The sequence below is a fragment of the Hymenobacter plasmatis genome, from assembly GCF_020711255.1.
Lineage (GTDB): Bacteria > Bacteroidota > Bacteroidia > Cytophagales > Hymenobacteraceae > Hymenobacter.
The window spans coordinates 16,390-35,932 of the sequence record NZ_JAJFAW010000019.1; the positions used below are offsets into that span (position 1 = coordinate 16,390).

General features: G+C 62.4%; 15 protein-coding genes. 7 read left to right on the forward strand and 8 right to left on the reverse strand.

Features of this window, described 5'->3' with window-relative positions; translation table 11 throughout:
* Positions 1-56: 56 nt before the first annotated feature.
* Both LJ738_RS14175 and LJ738_RS14180 read left to right on the forward strand, forming a co-directional pair.
* Positions 57-2,555, forward strand: coding sequence for a glycoside hydrolase family 31 protein (locus LJ738_RS14175; protein WP_227787079.1), 2,499 nt, complete (start codon positions 57-59; stop codon positions 2,553-2,555).
* 211 nt (positions 2,556-2,766) lie between these two features.
* Complete coding sequence (locus tag LJ738_RS14180; RefSeq protein WP_227787080.1) at positions 2,767-3,504, forward strand: porin family protein; 738 nt, start codon at positions 2,767-2,769, stop codon at positions 3,502-3,504.
* Positions 3,505-3,632: 128 nt separating this feature from the next.
* On the opposite strand, the gene LJ738_RS14185 is transcribed toward LJ738_RS14180, so the two are convergent.
* Together LJ738_RS14185 and LJ738_RS14190 are read right to left on the reverse strand one after the other, a co-directional pair.
* Positions 3,633-4,700 (reverse strand): WD40/YVTN/BNR-like repeat-containing protein, encoded by a 1,068-nt coding sequence (locus LJ738_RS14185; protein ID WP_227787081.1) that lies wholly within the window; start codon positions 4,698-4,700, stop codon positions 3,633-3,635.
* Between the two features lie 149 nt (positions 4,701-4,849).
* Positions 4,850-5,770 carry a T9SS type A sorting domain-containing protein gene (locus LJ738_RS14190; RefSeq protein ID WP_227787082.1) on the reverse strand — a complete coding sequence of 307 codons (921 nt, stop codon included), beginning with the start codon at positions 5,768-5,770 and terminating at the stop codon, positions 4,850-4,852.
* A gap of 126 nt (positions 5,771-5,896) precedes the next feature.
* On the opposite strand from LJ738_RS14190, the gene LJ738_RS14195 reads away from it, so the two are divergent.
* Entirely contained in the window at positions 5,897-7,204 is a 1,308-nt protein-coding gene (locus LJ738_RS14195) for a serine hydrolase (protein WP_227787083.1), read from the forward strand.
* A 153-nt stretch (positions 7,205-7,357) separates the two neighbouring features.
* Here LJ738_RS14195 and LJ738_RS14200 read toward each other — a convergent pair whose 3' ends face one another.
* A complete protein-coding gene (locus LJ738_RS14200) occupies positions 7,358-9,808 on the reverse strand; it encodes a reprolysin-like metallopeptidase (protein WP_227787084.1) in 2,451 nt (816 codons plus the stop codon).
* 651 nt (positions 9,809-10,459) lie between these two features.
* Entirely contained in the window at positions 10,460-10,876 is a 417-nt protein-coding gene (locus LJ738_RS14205; protein WP_227787085.1) for a thiol-disulfide oxidoreductase DCC family protein, read from the reverse strand.
* 294 nt (positions 10,877-11,170) lie between these two features.
* Here LJ738_RS14205 and LJ738_RS14210 point away from each other — a divergent pair, with 294 nt between their 5' ends.
* Positions 11,171-12,721, forward strand: coding sequence for an HTTM domain-containing protein (locus LJ738_RS14210; RefSeq protein ID WP_227787086.1), 1,551 nt, complete (start codon positions 11,171-11,173; stop codon positions 12,719-12,721).
* Positions 12,722-12,854: 133 nt separating this feature from the next.
* Entirely contained in the window at positions 12,855-13,184 is a 330-nt protein-coding gene (locus LJ738_RS14215; RefSeq protein ID WP_227787087.1) for a hypothetical protein, read from the forward strand.
* Between the two features lie 82 nt (positions 13,185-13,266).
* On the opposite strand, the gene LJ738_RS14220 is transcribed toward LJ738_RS14215, so the two are convergent.
* Positions 13,267-14,469 (reverse strand): esterase/lipase family protein, encoded by a 1,203-nt coding sequence (locus tag LJ738_RS14220; RefSeq protein ID WP_227787088.1) that lies wholly within the window; start codon positions 14,467-14,469, stop codon positions 13,267-13,269.
* Between the two features lie 125 nt (positions 14,470-14,594).
* Here LJ738_RS14220 and LJ738_RS14225 point away from each other — a divergent pair, with 125 nt between their 5' ends.
* Both LJ738_RS14225 and LJ738_RS14230 read left to right on the forward strand, forming a co-directional pair.
* Positions 14,595-14,966: a hypothetical protein gene (locus tag LJ738_RS14225; protein ID WP_227787089.1), complete on the forward strand. Its 372-nt coding sequence runs from the start codon at positions 14,595-14,597 to the stop codon at positions 14,964-14,966.
* 187 nt (positions 14,967-15,153) lie between these two features.
* A complete protein-coding gene (locus LJ738_RS14230; RefSeq protein ID WP_227787090.1) occupies positions 15,154-16,374 on the forward strand; it encodes an MBL fold metallo-hydrolase in 1,221 nt (406 codons plus the stop codon).
* Between the two features lie 79 nt (positions 16,375-16,453).
* Here LJ738_RS14230 and LJ738_RS14235 read toward each other — a convergent pair whose 3' ends face one another.
* Genes LJ738_RS14235 through LJ738_RS14245 form a run of 3 tightly spaced genes read right to left on the reverse strand, consistent with a single transcriptional unit; the run spans position 16,454 to position 19,517 of the window.
* Positions 16,454-17,083 (reverse strand): flavin reductase family protein, encoded by a 630-nt coding sequence (locus tag LJ738_RS14235; protein WP_227787091.1) that lies wholly within the window; start codon positions 17,081-17,083, stop codon positions 16,454-16,456.
* Positions 17,084-17,107: 24 nt separating this feature from the next.
* Positions 17,108-17,995, reverse strand: coding sequence for an alpha/beta hydrolase family protein (locus tag LJ738_RS14240; protein WP_227787092.1), 888 nt, complete (start codon positions 17,993-17,995; stop codon positions 17,108-17,110).
* A 7-nt stretch (positions 17,996-18,002) separates the two neighbouring features.
* Positions 18,003-19,517, reverse strand: coding sequence for a M28 family peptidase (locus LJ738_RS14245; RefSeq protein WP_227787093.1), 1,515 nt, complete (start codon positions 19,515-19,517; stop codon positions 18,003-18,005).
* Positions 19,518-19,543 lie beyond the last annotated feature (26 nt).

Consider the following 19,543-nt stretch of genomic DNA (forward strand, 5'->3'; position numbering starts at 1 on the left):
CGGTCTTTTTTTGCCCGGTTTTGCGATTGAACTTGCCTTTTGCTTAGAATAAATTTATGGATACCACGATACAAGAAAACAATTACATGGTGAACGACCTGGCGGCCCAAAGCCACCAGGAACATTATCCCGGCGAAGTCATTCGCGCCGAACAACTCGAAGGCAACCGTTTCCTTTTCAACTGCCAAAACGGGGTGCGCCTGATGCTGTATGTGCTCAGCGACAAAATCCTGCGCTTCCGTTACCTCACCGACGGCCCGCTGGTTCCCGACTTTTCTTACGCCCTGCCCACCGACGGCCGCCAGCGCCCGGCGCCCGAGTTCCTGGAGTTCAAGGAGAAGACCGACCATTACCGCATCACCACCGAGCGCCTCATCTGCATCGTGCAGAAGGAGAACCTCAAAACCCGCGTGCTCGACCGCTCCGGCTCCATCCTGAGCGACGACGAGAAGGGCTTCCACTGGGAGTACGACTACGACACCGGCAACGACATCGTGAAGATGAGCAAGCACGTGCCCGCCGGCGTGCACTACTACGGCCTCGGCGACAAGCCCGACAACATGAACCTGCGCGGCAAGCGCTTCACCAACTGGGGCTCCGACACCTACGGCTACACCAAAGGCAGCGACCCGCTCTACAAGAACATCCCGTTCTACCACGTGCTGCACCAGAAAATTGCCCACGGCATTTTCTTCGACAACACCTTCAAGGCCAGCTTCGACTTCGCGGCCGAGCGCGCCGACGTGACCAGCTTCTGGGCCCAGGGCGGCGAGATGAACTACTACTTCATCTACGGCCCCACGCTCATGGAAGTGACCGAGGAGTACACCCTGCTCACCTGCCCGCCCGAGCTGCCCCCGCTCTGGACCCTGGGCTACCACCAGTGCAAGTGGAGCTACTTCCCGGAGGCCAACGTGAAAGAAATCACCACCGGCTTGCGCGAGCGCCAGATACCCTGCGATGCCATCTACCTCGACATCGACTACATGGAGGGCTACCGCTGCTTCACCTGGAGCAAGGAGCACTTCCCCGAGCCCAAGCGCATGGTGGAAGAGCTGGCCGAAGACGGCTTCAAACTGGTGGTCATCATCGACCCGGGCATCAAGATTGACCCCGAGTACCCCGTGTACCAGGAAGGCATCGCCAACGACTACTTCTGCCGCCGCGCCGACGGCCCGCTGATGAAGGGCTCGGTGTGGCCCGGCCTGTGCAACTTCCCCGACTTCACAAACCCCGACGTGCGCGAGTGGTGGGCCGGCCTGTTCAAGGAGCTGGTGCAGGACATCGGCGTGAAGGGCGTGTGGAACGACATGAACGAGCCGGCGGTGTTCGAAAAAGGCACCTTCCCACCCGATGTGCGCTTCAACTACGACGGCCACCACGCCTCGCACCAGAAAGCCCACAACATCTACGGCATGCAAATGGCCCGCGCCACGGCCCAGGGCATGAAGCAGTTCAGCTACCCCAACCGGCCGTTCACCATCACGCGCAGTACCTACTCGGGTGGCCAGCGCTACTCTTCGGGCTGGACCGGCGACAACATTGCCTCCTGGGAACACCTCTGGCTGGCCAACATCCAGTGCCAGCGCCTGAGCATCTCGGGCTTCAGCTTCATCGGCTCCGACATCGGCGGCTTTGTGGACACGCCCACCGGCGAGCTCTACGCCCGCTGGATTGCGCTGGGCGCCTTCCACCCGTTCTTCCGTACCCACTCATCCGGCGACCACGGCGACCAGGAGCCCTGGAGCTTCGGCGAGCCGTTTACGAGCCTGGCCCGGCACTTTATTGAGCTGCGCTACCGCCTACTGCCCTACATGTACACCACGTTCTGGCAGTACGCCACGCACGGCACGCCCATGCTGCGCCCGCTCACCTTCCTCGACCAGAACGACACCGAAACCTACCTGCGCATGGCCGAATTCGGCCTCGGCGACAACCTGCTGGTGTGCCCCATCACCCAGCCCGGCGCCGAAGGCCGCTGGATGTACCTGCCCCGCGGCGACTGGTTCTACTACTGGACCGACGCCCCCACGGCGGGCGGCAGCGAGGTATGGGCCACCGCCGACCTCACCCGCATTCCGCTGTTTGTGAAGGCCGGCGCCGTGCTGCCCATGCAGCCCGTGCTGCAGTACGTGGGCGAACGCGCCATTGAGGAACTCACGCTGCACGTCTACTACAAAAACGGCACCGCCGACAGCGTGCACTACGACGACGGTGGCGAAGGCTATGCCTACGAGGACGGCCACAAAACCCTGCGCCGCTTCACCGTCACGGGTTCCGAAACGGAGCTGGTGCTCACCCAGGAGATTGAAGGCAGCTACCAGCCCAGCTACGCCACCTACCGCGTGGTGCTGCACGGCTTGCCGCTCGCCCTCACGGTATTCTCCGTGAATGGCGAAGCCGCAGAAGCCACCGAAGCCACGCTGGAAACGGGCCTCGTCCTGCCCAGCGTGGTTGTGCCCGTCAGCTTCGGCGAGGTGCGCGTGAACGCAGTGCCGCCTGCTGCCGCCCCGGTAGTAGTGCCACCGGTAGCGCCCAAAGTGCCGCTGGTTTAAAGCGCTGAACTTGATATAGCGCCCCGCCGGATTTAAATGTCTTTCATTTGAATCCGGCGGGGCGTTTGCAGTTTCCCGCTGGCACGGGGTTAGCAGCCACTGGGTCAGCCTGTAATTTATTGGTTGTAATGCAATAAAATGATATAGCTGCCGATAAGTGAGAGTCTGGAGAAACCAGTCACCTCTTATATCGCCCACTATGAATTTTAAAATGCGGTTTCTCCTTGGAGCCCTGGTGCTGACCGGCAATTTGGGCTCGAGGTGCCGGGCACAAGATGCTCCCGTTCCAGCCCAATCGGCGGTGGCTTTGCCGGCCCAGCCCAGCACGCAAAAAACCAAATGGCAGCATCAATACCGGTATTATGTCGGAGCTCAGGCGGCCGCCCAACTATACCGGGTGGTAAATACTGGCTACTCGGTGCAGGAGGCCATTGTAAAGCCGCTTTATGTGTTTGCCGGCTACCAGCTTACCCCACACCTGGCTGTGCAAGCAGGCTTTTTGCGCCGCACCTACCTAGAGTCCAGTATTAACGCTAGCTACACAAACCAGGCAAATCAGCCGGTTACCTATATTGGTCGAACGGAAATGTTCGATTCGGCCGTGCCGATTTTTCTCCGCTTTCGGCTGGCTCGGCAGCCCACCCACCGGCTGTATATAGATGCATTGCTGGGCCCCACGCTGCTATTTCACCGGTATAAGAGCGATGTCATCTACACGGTGGGAGGACAAGTACAAAACGACGTACACTTTGATTTGCCTACCCAGCACCTGTATGTCACCGGCGGTTTGAGTGCCGGATTCCGGATTATCCCCCGTCTCGATATTATGGTGGAAGGCACTGCCATTCGGGGCGTAGAGAAAGGCTCTTCGGACGGTTCCAAGCCGTTCACCTTCGGCATCGGAGCTGGCTTGTGCTACCGGTTCGATGGATTTAAAATGCCTTCTTAAGCTGCTGCTTATTGACCCATCCGTTCCGGGTGGGTAACTCAAGAGCAGGTTGTCAGGATTGCTGAAAAAGCCCCGTTGCCGCAGTTTCAGTCTGCGGCAACGGGGCTTCTTATTTGCCAATAGAGGAGCTAGCGCGTGCCCCGGATTATCTGCCCATCGGCCGAAACAGCAAAGCCGGCCGCGGCGGTAGGGAAGTGCAGGCTATTGATGGTAGCGGGATACTGGGAGTCGGGCGTGGTGTGGAATTCCTCATGCCAGGTTTTCCCACCGTCGGTGGTGCGCTGAATAGACTGGCCGTCGGCAAAATAGCCCTCCTGCTCGCTCAGGAATTGCCCATTGCCAGAAGCCGGCAATTGGCTGTTTACCAAGGCCCAGGTGTTGCCGCCATCCTGGGTTTTGTAGAGGTGCTGGTCGGGATAAGTGGCCGCAAAGCCTACTGTGGCGCTCACAAAAGATAGCGAGCTGATGTATTGGTGGGGCCAGGGCAGCGCCTGCCAGGTGGCGCCCTGGTCGGTGGTTTTGGCCAGGCTGCCCGTGCTGAGCAAGGGGCCCACCACAAAGCCGCCGGAGATGCCGCCCCCGGCCGCGTAGCCCACGGCGGGAGTGGGAAACTGCACCCGGTCCCAGTTGCCGGAGGCCGGGGCAAATACCGTTTGCCAGGAATTGCCGCCGTCGGTGGTGCGCTGGATGGTCTGGTTTTTAAAGGAAAGCCCGTTTTGTTCGTCGAAGAAGTGGAGCTGAAAGCTGTCGGCAAAGCCGGTGCCGGGCAGTTTTTGCCAGGTGGTGCCGCCGTCGGTGCTCTTGTATACGGCGCGGCCATTAGCGGGCCCCACCGGCCCAGGCAGGGTGGGGGACACGGCCGCCGGGTCTACGCCCACGGCGAAAACCACTTGTTCGCTCACGGGAAACAAGGCTCGGAACCCGTTGAGGGTGAAGGGCAACATCTTGACGCGCGCCCAGGTGGCGCCCCCGTCCCGCGTGGTGAGCAGGGTACTGCTATTGAGCTGGTCCGGCACGTACCCACCGATTATCCAGCCCACCTGCGCAGAGGCAAAACGCACCGCCGAAAAGCTGGTGAGCTGTGGTGCCCCGTAGGGCAGGACTTTCCACACGACCGGTGCCGGGTCGGAATCGTGGCTACAGCCAGCGGTAATCCCCAGCACGAGGGTCAGCAAAACAGCGAAGCGAAGGCGCATGGCAGCGAAAGTAGAAAGCCGTGGTTCACGGGCCTGACCGGTGCCGTGGCGGATTCGTTGCATCCTCGCCCAAGTAAGGTGCTTAGGCTACTACTTATTGGGCTAAACTATAAGGGGAAACCAACGGCAGTTTCAGCCCAACGCGCTAGCTATTGCACTACCAGCTTCTTGGTAATTAAGCCTTTGCCCGTGAACACTTGCAGTGTGTATAGGCCGCGGGCCAGGTCGTCTAGGTCGAGGCGACGGGTGGTGGCTGGGCTCGCGGCGGCTTCGTGGCGCACCACGCGGCCGGAGGCGTCGAGCACGGTGAGGGGGCCTGCCAGCAGCGCCGGCTCGGTGGCGTGGAGCGTGTAGCGCCCGTCGGGGCTGGGGTTGGGCGAGACGCTGAGGGCGGCAGCCAGGGCCGCGTCGCGGGTGGCCGTGGCCCCGCCGGCGAAGGCAATGTCATCGATGCGCAGGATGGTGCCAGCAGTTATTGTTTTGGCCGTGCCGGAGAGAAATATCATCGATACCGAATCGGGTGCGAGGGCCGACAGGTACTGCATGGGCAATGTGACCAAGGTATAGTTGCCCGCCAGGGAGGTGAACAGGTACTCGGCTTGCGCCACCACCTGGGCCACGCCATTTACCCGGCGGGTGAGCTGCACCCCCATCGCGGCCGAATCAGTCAGGGCGCGGGCGCCGCTGAGCTGGTAGTAGAACTGAATGCTGGTGGGGCGGGCCGTGAAAGGCAGGCCACCTGCTAAATCGGCGCCGCCATGAATAGAGTTGCCCAAAATGATGGAGCCCTGGATGGCTTGGCCCAGAACACTTTGGGTCTGAAGCTGGGCGGCAAAAGGTCCCCCGTGCACAGTGGTTGTTTTGGTCACGGTATTGGTGGGGATGCGCGTGCCCAACACTGCGGCAACTACGTCGTCGGTAGTTTGCCAGTTGGTAGGGGCTTCCACGCCGTTGCGGCTGGCCCAGGTATCGAGGCTACTGTTGGGAAAGGTTTGGGCCTGGGCCGGGGCCGCCACAAGCTGGCAAAGGCCAGCCGAGAAGGCCAGCAGAGTGTGAAGAAGTGTTTTCATGGAGCAGAAAGCAGGAGGTGAACAGGCCGGTGTGCAGCAGAGGCCTAATAAGGTGTATTAATTTGCTCAATATAAATGGGATATTCTAAATATGACGTTCCCAGACCCCATGCCGTCCGGCTATCTTTGAAGCATGACCCAAACGTGGACGCAGCCGTGAGAGCCACGGCGCTACTGTTGCTGCTATTGCTGGCTTGGCCCCGGCTTAGCGCAGCCCAATTTCCGGGCAATCCCCTGCGCCAAGTGCTGCGCCACGACACCGTGGGGCTGGCCCGCGTGCTGGCCCATCCCGAAGCTTACCGACTACAAATACTGTACACCCGCATTCGGCGCGATGCGGCGGGCCGGCCGCATTTTCGTAGCTCCAGCTACCGGCTGCGGCCCCGCGAGTACTTCTACCCGGCCAGCGCCATCAAGCTTGCCGCCGCCGCACTGGCCCTGGAAAAGCTGCGCGCGCTGGCTGCCCAGGTATCCGGCCTCACGGCCGAATCGGTGATGCTCACGGACTCGGCCTACCCGGGCCAGACGCGGGTGCGGCGCGATACTTCCTCGGCCACCGGCCGGCCCAGCGTGGCCAACTACGTTCGCAAGGCTTTGTTGGTGAGCGATAATGATGCCTTCAATCGGCTCTATGAATTTGTGGGGCCAGCTGAACTGAACGCGGGCCTGGCCCGGCTGGGCCTGCGCCACAGCCGGCTGCTGCACCGCCTCTCGGTGGGCGACCAGGAGCCCGCCAGCCGCCACACCAACCCCGTGGCTTTCTATGCCGACACCGCGGCCACGCAGCTGCTCTACCAGCAGCCGGCCGCGTTCTACGCCGGCCCATGGCCCCGGGCCGGGCTGCACGGCGAACAAATTGGGCAAGCGTACATGAAAGGGGACCAGCAGCTACCGGGCCCGCTGGACTTCCGCCAGAAGAATGCGTTTTCCCTGCCGGACCTGCAGCGCCTGCTCCGGGCGGTGCTGTTTCCGGAATCGGTACCGTCCGCGCAGCGCCTCCTCCTCGCCCCCGAAGACTACGCACTCCTGCGCCAGGTCATGTCGCAGCTGCCCCGCGAAAGCCACCACCCGCGCTACGACGTGGCCCATTACCCGGATACCTACGCCAAGTTTTTGCTGGGCGGCGGCGGCATTGCTCCCTTGCCGCCGGGTGTGCGCGTGTTCAATAAAATTGGGCAGGCCTACGGCTTTCTCATCGACAACGCCTACATCGTGGACGCCGAAAAAGGCGTGGAATTCCTCCTCAGCGCCGTGATTTATGTGAACGCCGACGGCGTGCTCAACGACGATAAGTACGAGTACAATGCCATTGGCTTCCCCTTTATGCGCGACCTGGGCCTGCGCATTTACGAAGCCGAAAGCCGCGCACAACGGAACCTCACCCCTGCCGGGCACGGCCCATCTGCCGCGGAGAGGAGAGCCGGACGATTGTAACGCGGACTCTGTAGTCCGCGTCCCGGGCGGGAACCCGAACGACACCCAAACGGCGTGGGGACGCGGACTACTGAGTCCGCGCTACAGTCCTGCCGCTGTAGCGCCCTTTCCGGGGGTGAGGTTCAGCCGGGGTGAGGTGCCGGAAAGGCACATTTACTCTACTACCAGGCGCCGCGACTGGCCATTGGCCCGCACCACGTAGATGCCTTGCGCGAGGCTGCTAGGTAGTTCTAGTTGCAGTGGGCCGCTGGTGGACTGCGTCTTTTGGAGCAGCAAGCGACCCGTGAGGTCAAGCAGCTGGACGACCTGGCCTGGCGCCACGCCAGCTACAGACACGGCCGCCCGCGCCGGGTTGGGCCACACCTGGAACTGCGCGGCCAAGCCTGCGGGAACGGCCACCGAGCGCACCGGCGAGAAGGTTTCGGTGCCATCCACGTCGATTTGGCGGAGGCGGTAGTACACGGTGGGGTTGCCGTATTGGGCTAGCGTTCCGTCTTCGAATTGATATTGGCTGGGGCTCGAGCTGTTGCCCTGGCCTGCTACCCAACCCAGACGCCGGAAAACGGTGCCATCGGCCGAAGCCTCCACGGCAAAGCCGGTGTTGTTCTTTTCCGAAGCAGTGGCCCAGGCCAGGTGCGCGGAGGTGGCGCGCGCTTCGGCGCTGAAGGCTGTCAGCTCCACGGGCAGCGAGCCGGAAAGGGTGATGTTGCCGCTGTTGATGGCGAAAAACACGTTGTTAATGGCCTGGATTTTGATGCGGCCCTGGGTGGTTGCTGTCTTTGGGAAAGTCACCTGCGCCGTGCCGTTGTTGGGAGTGCTGCTCAGGAGCACCGTGGGGAAAGTTTGGCCGCCATCGGTTGAGAACAGGATTTGCACATTGGCGCAGTTCACCGGGGCCAGGTCGGTGCCCAGCACGTCCCAGCGCACGGTGTAGGTGCTGCTGCCGGCCGCCGAAATGGCCGCACTGGGCGCCGTCACGCGGAAGGGCCCCGCGGCCGCTACGGTCAGGCTCACGTCGGCCGTGGCCATGCCGCTGTGGTTGTCGCGGGCCGTGAGGCGGAAATTGAGCGGGCGGGCCACCAGGGGCAGGATTTCTCCTGTTGAAGCGGTATTGTTCAGAATGCTCGATAGGGCCGGGAACGTGCGCGTGGCACTGGCCTGCGGCGCAAAGCTGCGGAACAAGGGCGGGGCCGTGGCATCGGTGGCCGCGCCCGCCAGGCCGCTGGCATTGCCCAGGTCCAGCTCTTCCCATGAGAAGGTGAGGGCGTCGCCGTCGGCATCGGTGCCGGTGCCGGCCAGGCTGAAGGGCGTGCCCATGGGGATGGCGTAGCCGCTGGGCGGCACCGTGAGTGTGGGCGGGTGGTTGCCGTTGGCCGTGAGCGTGCCGCAGCTCAACTTGCTCATAATGGCGCTGATGCTGCCGGCGTGGAAGTAGGGGACGGCGCTGCCCACGTTATCGGGGTTGCAGCGGCCGTCGTACGACATAATGGTGTTGCCGGCACCCGGCTCAAAGGCCAGGCTGGCGCTGCGACTGCCGCCCGCGCAGTTGCCCTGGTCGCCGTTGAATGTGTGGGCCGAGCCCAGCTGGTGCCCAATTTCGTGGGTGAGCACCGTGGCCATCAGCCCGGCCGACGAGCCCGTGGAAGCGCCGGCCGCCGCCAGCGTGGTAGAGCACACCACCCCCACGTACGCAATGCCCGAGTAGCCGCCGCTCATGTAGCCCAGCACGTGGCCCAGGTCGTAGTTGGATACCCCGACGGCCGCGTTCACCACGGCTTCGTTGGCGTTCATCAGGGCGACCGGGCTGCTGTTGTCGAAGGGGTCGGTGGCGGGGTCGAGGTACACGAGCAAGTCGGTGTTGGCCACTAGCTGCAGCCGCAGGGCCAGGTCGCGCTCGTACACAGCGTTGAGCTGGCTTACCAGCGTCACCATGCTTGCTACGGTGCCGGCCACGGTGCCGCCGCCCAACTGTCGGGTGTATTCGCCGGTGGCGGCCAGGGCCAGGCGCATGGTGCGCAGCTGCGAACCGTAGGGCGCGGTAGGCGCCGACGCTGTGGTTCTCAGTAGGGGTTGTTGGGCCGTTGGATTGGGCAGGGCCTTGCAGTCAAATTTTACGGGGGCATCCTGGCGGCTTTCGTAGCGATTGGCAGCCGCTGGGTCGGCCAGGATGCTGTGCACGCCGGTAGGGCCGGTTACCTGGGCGTGTAGGCCGGCGGGGCCGGTTTCGAGCCGCACCGTGGTGGCGGGGTCGTCCTGGGCGTGGCCGGCGTAGGTCCGAATCTGGGGAAAGCGGGCGGCCAGGGCGGGCGCCATCACCGGTACCTGGGTCAGGGCGAAGCGGTGGAGCGTGCCGTCGGGGTAGGGCAGTTCCAGGGTCACGGCTTCGGTGGGCCGGGTTTCGGGCGGGGCGGCGGCCAGGCGGGTAGCTAGTTGAGCCGCATCGAGGGTAAACCAACTGGCCGGTTCGGGCGAGGCCGCTGCGGCGCGGGCCGCGGGAGTGGCGGGCCGCCACAGCGCTAGGGGTTTTTGGGCGTGGGCTTGCCCTGCAACGAGGAGGAGTAAGCTAAATAATAGGGGGAAGGTTAGTCGGTAATGTCTGCTCATATAAAAGGGTAAGCCAACTAGTTCGAGCTTTCGGAAAAAGGAAAAAGCCCGGCCACAGCCGAACAGAAGTACAATTTCTACTTGCTAAAAAGTGGGGCCCGAATTCCCGCTTTTAGCCCGATTAATTAGAAAGTTAGGCACAAAAGCCTATGGAACCATTCAGGAAAATGCTATATATTTTTAGCCAAGTGCAAGTGTATCAGCTAATAAATTAAACCTATTATTGGAAAGGTGAAATCACGCTGTCTGGAGCATACTTAACAATGCCAGCTCGAAAAAGCTGTTTGTCAAGCCCATTCGCATTTCTCGCTGCCAAATGGGAGCTTGGTACAGGCGCGATTACTCCATCTTGCAGGTACCCAATAAATTGGGTTTAAAAGATTTTGTCATTTAGCTCAATGGGCAGCGTCCGGCCATAAAGGCCAGAAGAAGCTCGGCACTAGATGCGTTCAGTGAAACTCAGCATCGGCGAAATGCAGGCTCCACCATTTGGCTTTGCTAAATGGCATTGTGCCGCGCTCAATCCAACGCACTAAGCAGTTGCTTGTAGGTTGAGCCACAAGGCAATCGACTAGTGCGACCGTCTTTTTCTTTCGCCCACTTTGTCAATGCTTGGTGTACAGCATACCGCTGCTGATAGGGCCAGTGCCGCTATAAAAACCGTGCTTTCAGCGCTGGGGTGGGCAGCATGCAGCTTTCTTCGCGGCCAAACCAGCGGTAGCGGTGCCGCGCTATAAAGCGGTAGAGTGCATCGCGCCAGGCGCGGGGCAGTACCCAGCCCAACGCCGCCAGCTGCCAGATGCCCCCGAGGCGGCGGGCAATGTGCAGCACCGCCGTGGAGTGGGAGTAGAGCCGGCCGCCGCTGAGCAGCAGCACCGATTCGGGCTCGGCGGCCAGGGCGGCGGGTGCCAGGCCCTGGGCCGCGAGCAGGCGTTGGCCGGCTTCGCTCTGCAGGGCCGCAAAGCGGAACCGGCCCTCCGGGTCGTGGCGGATGATGAACTGCACAAAGCCGTTGCAGAGGTTGCACACGCCGTCGAACAAGATGGTATCGGGGGCAGCAGCGGGCATGGAACAGTGGCGGAAGTGGGCGTTGGTTTGGCTCGGGAATGGTAACGGGGAGCACGCCGGTATGTTTAGCCACTGTAGCGGGATGCCCCCAGTTAGGGTCGTGCTTACTGCCTGGCAGCAGGATTGACCGGATTTATTTAGCCATACTTGCCGGGTGGAGAGGCAGTAAATTAAGTGTTTTTCCAACCGATATTCATGCAATAATAGCCGTATAGCCACGGCAAGTAATTTAACAGATACACTTTGCGTCTTGCCGATTTTCGGCCGCTCCCGGCCCCGGATTCAGGAATGCTTATGCCCAACCAGACAGTAGGTTTTTGGGGAGTGCTGCGGCGGCCGTTCGTGCTCGATTTGCGGGCGCTGGCCTTGTTGCGTATGGCTACTGCGGCAGTGGTGCTGCTCGATTTGGCCATTCGCAGCACCGACCTCGAAGCCCACTACGCCAACCTAGGCGTGCTGCCCATGGCCGCCCTGCTCGACCATGCCTGGACGCCCTACCAGTTTTCGCTGCACGCCGCCAGCGGCATGTGGCAGGCCGAAGCCGTGCTGTTTGCAATAGCGGCAGGCCTGGCCGTTGCCATGCTGCTAGGGTACCACACGCGGCTGGCCACGGTGGGCTCCTGGGTGCTGCTGGTATCGCTGCAAAACCGCAACCCGCTCATTGGGCAGGGCGGCGACGACCTGCTGCGGATGCTGCTGTTCTGGGGCATTTTCCTGCCCTGGGGCCGCGTGTGGTCTTGGGATGCGCACGGCAAACCCACCCCGGCCCGCCTAGATTATTTCAGTGCGGCTACTGTGGCCTACATCGTGCAGCTGGCCCTGCTGTACTGGTGCACGGCGCTGCTCAAAAGCGGCCCCGAATGGACCCGCGACGGCACGGCGCTGTACTACGCATTCAGCCTCGACCAGGTGCTCATGCCCGGCGGGCGGCTGCTGTACCCATACCCCGAGCTGCTGCGCTTTCTCACCTTCGCCACCTATTATACCGAGCTGCTGCTGCCGTTTGCGCTGTTTTTGCCGGTGGGCGTGGCCCGCTGGCGGCTGCTGGTAGTGGGGGTACTATTCGGGTTTCACCTGGTCATCAGCCTCACCTTATTTGTGGGCATATTTTTCCTGGTGAACATGGCCTCGCTGCTGGGGTTGCTGCCGCCCGTGGCCCTGGACTGGCTCACGCGGCGGCTGGCCCCGCACCTGGCGCGGGCCCGTAGCTGGCGCCCGCACCTGCCGGCCTGGCAGCTGCCCTGGCGGTTGCGCCTCGAGCGCACCACCGCGCCCACGCCGGGCAGCCAGCGCCTGTTGCGGGCCGTGCGCGAAACCTTTGTGGCCGTGGTGTTGGCGTATGTGTGCTGGTGGAACCTCGACGACGTGGCCGTGATTCGCCCCACCGGAGGGCTCATGTCGGAGCCCATGCGCTGGTTTGGCTACTTGTTTCGGGTCGACCAGCACTGGGGCATGTTTGCGCCCACGGTCTTCAAAGATGACGGCTGGTACATCCTGGAAGGCACCACCGCCGATGGCCGCAAGCTCGATTTGAACCGCAGCGGCGCGCCCGTGCGCTACGCCAAGCCTGCCTCGGTGGTGGGGCTGTTCAAAAACGACCGCTGGCGCAAGTATTCCGAGAACTACCTCTTCGTAAGCAATGCCTGGATGCGCCCCTACTACTGCAATTACCTGCTGCGCATCTGGCACGAAAATCCCGCCCACGCACCCCTGCGCCACCTTTCTGTGGTGTACATGAAAGAAGTGTCGCTGCCCGACTACCAGCTTTCTACCCCCACCCGCGAAGTGCTGTGCGACTGTGAATTGCCGGCGGTAGCGCCGGCCATAGCCAAGAAATCAGAATAGAAAAGAAGCACTTTTTCAATAATCGGAAATAAGTATTTGCCGAATGAAAATACGGGTAAATAGCGCTGCTAATGTCCGTATAGCTTATAGGCCACTGGCCGCAGAATCTTCTTTTCCACTTTTCAATTGCCTTATGAAACGTAAATGGCTTTTTGGGCTGACCGGTGCCATCATGTGCACGGCGCTCACCTTATTCAGCGCGTGCACTGCTTCTGAAAATGCCGGCTCTACCAGCGGTTCCACTTCGGGTAGCACCAGCGGCACTACCTCGGGTACCACGTCCGGTACTACTACTACTACTACTACTACTGGTACTACCACCACTGGCACTACCACGACGGGTACTACTACCACCGGCACCACTTCGGGTACCACGTCGGGCACTACCACCACGGGCACCACTACCGGTTCTACCACTACTGGCACCACCACTTCCGGCACCACCACGGGTACTACCACCTGAGCCATCGCCGTACCGTAACTTTCAAACAAAAGAGCCATATTCTACCCGAATATGGCTCTTTTACTTGGGCCAGGTTTCAGCCCTAAACCCACTGCTTTAAGTACTGGAAAACGCCCGGATGGGTGAGCAGGCCCCCGTGGTGCTGCTGGCTGAATACGGCCGTGCGCACGCTGGCGCCAGCTTGCAGTGCCGCTTCCTCGCCGAAAGTGGCGTGGCCGCGGGCGCTGTCCTGGCCCACCAGCCCATCGCCGAAATACTCGCGCAGCGCCGAGGGCCGCGTCGAGCGCAGCCACGCCCCCATCAGGATATGGTACTGCACGCCCGGCAGCGGCGGCACCGGCGTGCGGGGCGGCGTGAGGTCGTCGGCGTGGGCATCCTGCCAGTCCTCGTCCACGAGAATTGAGAAGCGCAGGTCCTTGATGCCGTTGCTACGCTTGTTGAGCGCCTTGCTCAGAAACCGGGTCGGAAACAGGTCGATGCGCTGCAGCAGCCGCGCCGTGAGGTGCGAGTTTTGCTCCAGCCAAGAGCCGTCGTTGGGCGTGCCGAGCAAGAAGATGGACCGCAGGTGCGAGAGCCACGGCGCTCTTTTTAATGTGGAATGAGGAATGACGAATGAAGAATTATTATTCGGAGAGGATTCCTGCTGGCTCAATTTTTCATTCTTGGCCAACTCCTTAGTCTCCCCCAATTCTTCATTCGTCGTTCTTAATTCTTCATTAAGCGAAGCCTGCGAAGCGTAATACCCCGCGCTGCGGATAATGAGGCCGCCCATGCTGTGGCCCACCAGCACCAGCTCGCCGATGGCGTCGGGGTAGGTTTCGACCAGCTCGGTGAGCAGGCGGTTGAGTTCGCGGCCGTTTTCGGAAAGGTGCAGGCCGGAGTTGAAGCGGAGGTAGAGGGGGCGGATGTGGGCTTCCTCCGCCAGGCGGGGGCCGTAGCGCCGGGTGTCGGGCGCGTCCTGAAAGCCGGCTTGCCAGATGAGCTCATCACCCATGAGGCCGTGCAGGAAAACCACCGTTTTTTGGTGCGGTTGGGCCAGGCACAGTTCCGGCACGGCCACGTCGCGCTCGCCCTGCCGGAAGCTCATTTTGATGGCGCGTGCGTCGTAGCGGGCCGCCAGCTGGTCGCCCAGCGCGCCATTAAGCACCGGCAGGAAAAAGTGCTGGTGGGCCTTGCCGGAGCGCACGAGGTAGCCCGCCCCCCGCACGGGCAGCAGCGCCGCCCGCCCCACGGCCCCCAGTACGCGGCGGAAGCGGGAAGGCGGCTTGGGGTCCGAATCGGTCATGGGCAAAGGGGCCGGGCAACAGCTCAGCAAGGGATGGAGCCCGAAAGTAGCGCCGCGCGAGACATTGCGTTGGCCTTCCGCGCGAAATCAACGTACTTTGCACGACCAATCCCTAGCACAACTTCATGAAGCTTTCTTCCCGTTCCGCCCTGGCCTTGTTGCTGGGCACTGCCCTTGCCGCCTCGGTCTCGTCCTGCGATTATCACTGGAGCCCCGGCGAGAACACGCAATACCAGCACGGTTTCGTTAACCCGCCGCCTGCCTACCACAACATCGACGTAAACCGCGACAGCATCAACTACAAGCAGAAAGCGCCCGCTGCCGGCGGCGTGGGCTCGGCGGCCGCCATCAAAAACGGCACGGTACAAGACCAACTCAACTCGGCCCCGGCCGGCAAGAGCACCTCGTCGCCCCAGGCCCCCAGCGGCACCATGGCCAGCCCCAATAAGGCGACCAATGGCACGGGCAACAAGAACGATATGCCCCAGCGCAAATAAATTTAACGGACTGTGCAAGAAGCCCGCTATCTGCCAGATAGCGGGCTTCTTGCGTTTGAGCCAAGCGGCGCCGTGCACCGGCTATAACCTCAACAGTAAGAAAAAAAGACCAACCCCCGGCCGGCCCGGCATCGTAGTACTGCCATCCTTTCCCACATTTCCCTTCACCCTAACATCTTCTACACCTATGCTATCCAACGAAGCAACGCGGGCCTCGACACCCGCTTTCACTGCCGTTGTGCCCGGCCTGAGCATGCTGCGCGACGTGTTTGTGAACCTGTACTACGCTTTCCCGGAAGCCCAGCCGCAGGGGCCCTGGGTGCTTATCGACGCCGGCCTGCCCGGCTCGGCCGATAAAATCAAGGCGCACGCCGAAGAACAGTTCGGGCCCGCTACCCCGCCCACGGCCATCATCCTCACCCACGGGCACTTCGACCACGTGGGCGCCCTGGATGGCTTGCTCGCGGCCTGGCCAAACGTGCCCGTGTATGCCCACCCCCTCGAGCTGCCCTACCTGACCGGCCGCTCGAGCTACCCGCCACCCGACCCCACCGTGGGCGGCGGCATGATGGCCTATATGTCGTTTGCCTATCCCAAGCATGCCTATGATTTCGGCTCCCGGGTGCAAGCCCTGCCCGTAGATGGCAGCGTGCCCGGCCTACCCGGCTGGCGCTGGGTGCACACGCCGGGCCACACCTTCGGCCACGTGTCGTTCTTCCGCGAGCACGACAAGGTGCTGGTGGCCGGCGATGCGTTCACTACGGTGTTTGCCGAATCGGGCCTGAGCACCCTCACTCAAAAGCAGGAAGTACACGGCCCGCCGGCCTACTTCACACCCGACTGGGACGCCGCCCGCGAATCGGTGCAGCTGCTGGCCCGCATGGAGCCCGAAGTAGCGGCCACCGGCCACGGCATTCCCATGCACGGCGAGGCGCTGCGCCGGCAACTCACGGAATTGTCGGCTCACTTCGACCAGCTGTCCCGCCCCAAAGTGGGCCGCTACGCCCACCAGCCCGCCACGGCCGACGCCAGCGGGGTGCGCTCGGTGCCGCCGCCCGTGGTAAAACCGTGGGTAGCGGGCCTGGCCGTGGCGGGCCTCGCCCTTAGTGCCGTGGCCCTGGCCTCGGCCGGCAATGGCAAGAAAAAGGGCCGCCGATTCAAAAGCACCAGGCGCTCTTACAAAGGCCAGCCCGACACCACTTACCGGGCCTGGTACCGCGACAATCCCGCTCCCCAGGGACCTTCGGGCCCCGACTGGCAGTACCGCCGGCCCAGCACTTTTGCCGACGCGGACCATTTCGACTCAAGTCGACAGAACGATTCCAGCCAGTTCAATACCGACCAATCGTTTGCCGACAAACGCTATTCCGACCAACGAAGCCGGAAGATTGAAACGCAGTATCCGTAGCTAAGGCTTTGCCTGTGGCAATAAAAAAGTCCGTTTCAGAAATTGAAACGGACTTTTTGCGTTTGGGTAGCTCAAGAATTTACTGCGCCACGGGCGGCTGCCCCGGCCGGGCGTAGCCGAAGCGCATGGGCGGCAGCACTTCGTGGTAGCCGTCGAGGCCAGAAACGCAGGCAGTACCTAGGGCAAAAAGGTCCAGAGTGCCGTCGGCGCGCAGGCCTTCTTCGCGCAGGTACACGTGCTCCACGGTGCCGACCAGCAGCACGGTGCCGTTGGAAATGGGCAGTTCCTCGCGCAGCCGCAAGCCGATGCTCAAGGGGCTCTCGGCTACGTAAGGGGCCGGGAAATCGTCGCGGTACACAGCCGTAAAGCCGCACGCTTCAAACTCCGATATTTCCGGCCCAAAGTCGGCGGAGGTGTAGTGGGCCTGGGCGGCCAGAGCCACGGGCACGTGGTTGAGGGTGTAGCAGCCGCTGCTTTTGAGGTTTTGGTAGGTGTGGCGGGGCACGGTGGTGGGCCGCGTCACGATGCCGAGCAGGGGCGGGTCGGAGCCTAGGTGCAGGGCGGAGCTGAACACGGCCAGGTTGGTGGCCCCATCGGGCGCGGCCGTGCCAATGAGGTTGGCCGGCTTAAAGCCCGGCAGGCCGTTGACGAGGTTGAGCCGATAAATCCGCTCAAAGTTTTTGATGTCGGCCGCGGTAATGTGGTGCATGCCGGTAGAAATCCGCACGGGGCCCTACTTGTTTAAAAACGCAATAACCGTTTTGGTGAGGGCCACGCGCTTGTTGCTGAACGGATGGTCGGTGTTCCACACTTCGTAGCGGAAGCTGGCCTTGTTGGCCGCGCCAATGGGCTTAATCCACGCTTCGTTGCGGCGGTTTTCGTCCAGAAACACCAGCTGCTTTTTGCTCAGGGCCGGACCATCGGCATTGAGCTGAAAAGCCTTGGAATCGGCCAGCACGGGCGTCATCAGGGCATTGCCCGACGCTTTGCGGAGCATAAACAAGCCATCGGCGTACTTCTCAAACGCAGCGCGTGGCTCGTCTTTCGCCATCCCGGCGGCGGTGGCGTAGATGTCCCAAGGCGAGAGAATGACGGCCTTGCGGATTTCCGGCAGATGCGGCAAGGCTTTCAGCCCAACCCAGCCGCCCATGCTGTGCCCAAACAGCGCCAGCTGGGTAGTGTCGATGCGCAGCGCTTTGGCCTGCTTTTTACAGAAGGCCACCACGCTGGCCACGTCCTCCACGCAGTTGGCAAACGAAAACTCGCCCTCGCTGCCCCACGAGCCGCGGTAGTCGAAATACAGCACGTTCCAGCCCGTGCGTCGCACCGATTGGGCCAGGTCGAGGTTGCGCTCGTTGCCGGGGAAGCCGTGCAGCAAAATCAGGGTGGGGTGGGGCTGCGGGCCGCTGGCCGTGTACATGAAAGCTGCCATCCGGCTGCCGTGCGACGGAATCGTTAATTCCTCTAAACCGGCCGGGGCCTTGGGATTATTCTCCAGGTCGGCGGTCAGGTATTTTGGCGCACTTTGGGCTCTCGCGAGCCCGGGCGTGCTGCCCGCCAGAATGGCGAGCAGCAGAAAACGAAGCGGGAATCTGAACACCGGATTAACCATAGTAGGCATGGGCTGGCTAGCGCTCCAGCTTGAAGCCGGGCTCGCGGGCGGGTGGCGCGGTGCGGTTGGCCACGGCCCAGCCGGTGAGGTACATCCACTGCGTCATTTTCGTCAGCTTGGGGTAGTTGATGCGGCTGGGCTCATCCTTGGGCGTGTGGTAGTCCACGTGCAGCAGGGTGGTGTACATGATGGCCGGAATGCCCAGGCGGGCATAGGGCAGGTGGTCGGAGCGGAAGTACCAGCCTTCGGGGTGGGTGGCTTTGTCCCACTCGGTATCCAGCTTGAACTTGGGCCCGGCCTGGTTGGCGGCCAGGGCGGTTTTCACGAGGTCGGAAGAGTTGAGGTGCGGGGGCGTGGAGCCGAGCAAAGCGGCGCTATCGGGGGCGTTGCGGCCCATCATTTCAGCATTGAGCACCGCCACGATGGATTCCTTGGGCACCGTGGGCGTGGCGGCGAAGTAAGTTGAGCCAATGAGGCCGCGCTCCTCCGCGCCGTGGTACACAAACAGGGCCGTGCGGCGGGCCGGCTGCTGCTTGAAGGCGCGCATAATGGCCAGCAGGGCCGCGCAGCCGGTGGCGTTGTCGTCGGCGCCGTTGTAGATGGAGTCGCCGGCAATGGGGGCGCGCACGCCGTCGTGGTCCTGGTGGGTGCTGAACAGCACGTTTTCTTTCTTGAGCTGGGCATCGGTGCCTGGCACTTTGGCCACGATGTTGACGGAGGGATACTGGAAGCTTTCCACCCGTAAATCGGCTGTGAACTGCTGGCCGGCCTGCTGCGCCCAACTGGCCGCGCTGGCGGGCAGCCACACCACTGGCGGCGTGCTCACCACCTTCGTGCTGGCCGCGCCGGGCAGGCTATAGCGGCCACGCTCATAAATGTGGCTCCAATGGTCGTACAACGCCTGCGAAGGCGCGTCGGAAATGAACACCACTGCTACGGCGCCGGCCTTCACCAAGTCAGCCGTTTGCCCGCTGAATTTGCCAAACACGTAGCGCCGGTAGCTGATGCCGTCGGTGGGCGCGCCCGCAATCTGCACGGCCACGGCTTTACCCTTTACGTCTACTTTCGCCAGCTCGGCGGGCGAGCCGGTGCCGACGAATACCAGCGGCGCGTTCACGGTGGCGTTGGTGGGGGCCGTCACCACGCCGTCCTCGTTGAGCTTGATTTGGTGCGTGCCGATGCGCAGGGTGCTGGCTTTGTTAAGGCGCGTGCGCTGCAGGTTGAACCACTGGAAGTAGGTGCCGTCGTCGCCGGCCGGCTGCAGGCCGATGGCCCGAATCTGGTCGGCCAGCCACACGGAGGCCTTCAGCTCGTCGAGTGTGCCACCCTCGCGGCCGCGGAAATGGTCGCCGGCCAGGGCATACAAGTCGCGCTTTATGTCGCTCTCCTTGATGGCGGCTTCTGCGTTGGCAGTCGAGGTGGTTTTGCGGGTGGTGGCCGCGGCTTTCTTCTGGGCCGAGGCGGCCAGCGGCGCGGCCAGGCTCAGGCCGGCCAGCAGCAAGCCGGTGGTTGTCTTGAGAAGTGAATTCATGCTAAGCAGTAGGTACTTGTAGTTGA

What these genes read in the sequence shown, in the direction of transcription:
- LJ738_RS14175 (WP_227787079.1), top strand. Translation starts at nt 57, where the DNA reads ATGGATACCACGATACAAGAAAACAATTACATGGTGAACGACCTGGCG.
- LJ738_RS14180 (WP_227787080.1), top strand. Translation starts at nt 2,767, where the DNA reads ATGCGGTTTCTCCTTGGAGCCCTGGTGCTGACCGGCAATTTGGGCTCG.
- LJ738_RS14185 (WP_227787081.1), bottom strand. Translation starts at nt 4,700, where the DNA reads ATGCGCCTTCGCTTCGCTGTTTTGCTGACCCTCGTGCTGGGGATTACC.
- LJ738_RS14190 (WP_227787082.1), bottom strand. Translation starts at nt 5,770, where the DNA reads ATGAAAACACTTCTTCACACTCTGCTGGCCTTCTCGGCTGGCCTTTGC.
- LJ738_RS14200 (WP_227787084.1), bottom strand. Translation starts at nt 9,808, where the DNA reads ATGAGCAGACATTACCGACTAACCTTCCCCCTATTATTTAGCTTACTC.
- LJ738_RS14205 (WP_227787085.1), bottom strand. Translation starts at nt 10,876, where the DNA reads ATGCCCGCTGCTGCCCCCGATACCATCTTGTTCGACGGCGTGTGCAAC.
- LJ738_RS14210 (WP_227787086.1), top strand. Translation starts at nt 11,171, where the DNA reads ATGCCCAACCAGACAGTAGGTTTTTGGGGAGTGCTGCGGCGGCCGTTC.
- LJ738_RS14215 (WP_227787087.1), top strand. Translation starts at nt 12,855, where the DNA reads ATGAAACGTAAATGGCTTTTTGGGCTGACCGGTGCCATCATGTGCACG.
- LJ738_RS14220 (WP_227787088.1), bottom strand. Translation starts at nt 14,469, where the DNA reads ATGACCGATTCGGACCCCAAGCCGCCTTCCCGCTTCCGCCGCGTACTG.
- LJ738_RS14225 (WP_227787089.1), top strand. Translation starts at nt 14,595, where the DNA reads ATGAAGCTTTCTTCCCGTTCCGCCCTGGCCTTGTTGCTGGGCACTGCC.
- LJ738_RS14230 (WP_227787090.1), top strand. Translation starts at nt 15,154, where the DNA reads ATGCTATCCAACGAAGCAACGCGGGCCTCGACACCCGCTTTCACTGCC.
- LJ738_RS14235 (WP_227787091.1), bottom strand. Translation starts at nt 17,083, where the DNA reads ATGCACCACATTACCGCGGCCGACATCAAAAACTTTGAGCGGATTTAT.
- LJ738_RS14240 (WP_227787092.1), bottom strand. Translation starts at nt 17,995, where the DNA reads ATGCCTACTATGGTTAATCCGGTGTTCAGATTCCCGCTTCGTTTTCTG.
- LJ738_RS14245 (WP_227787093.1), bottom strand. Translation starts at nt 19,517, where the DNA reads ATGAATTCACTTCTCAAGACAACCACCGGCTTGCTGCTGGCCGGCCTG.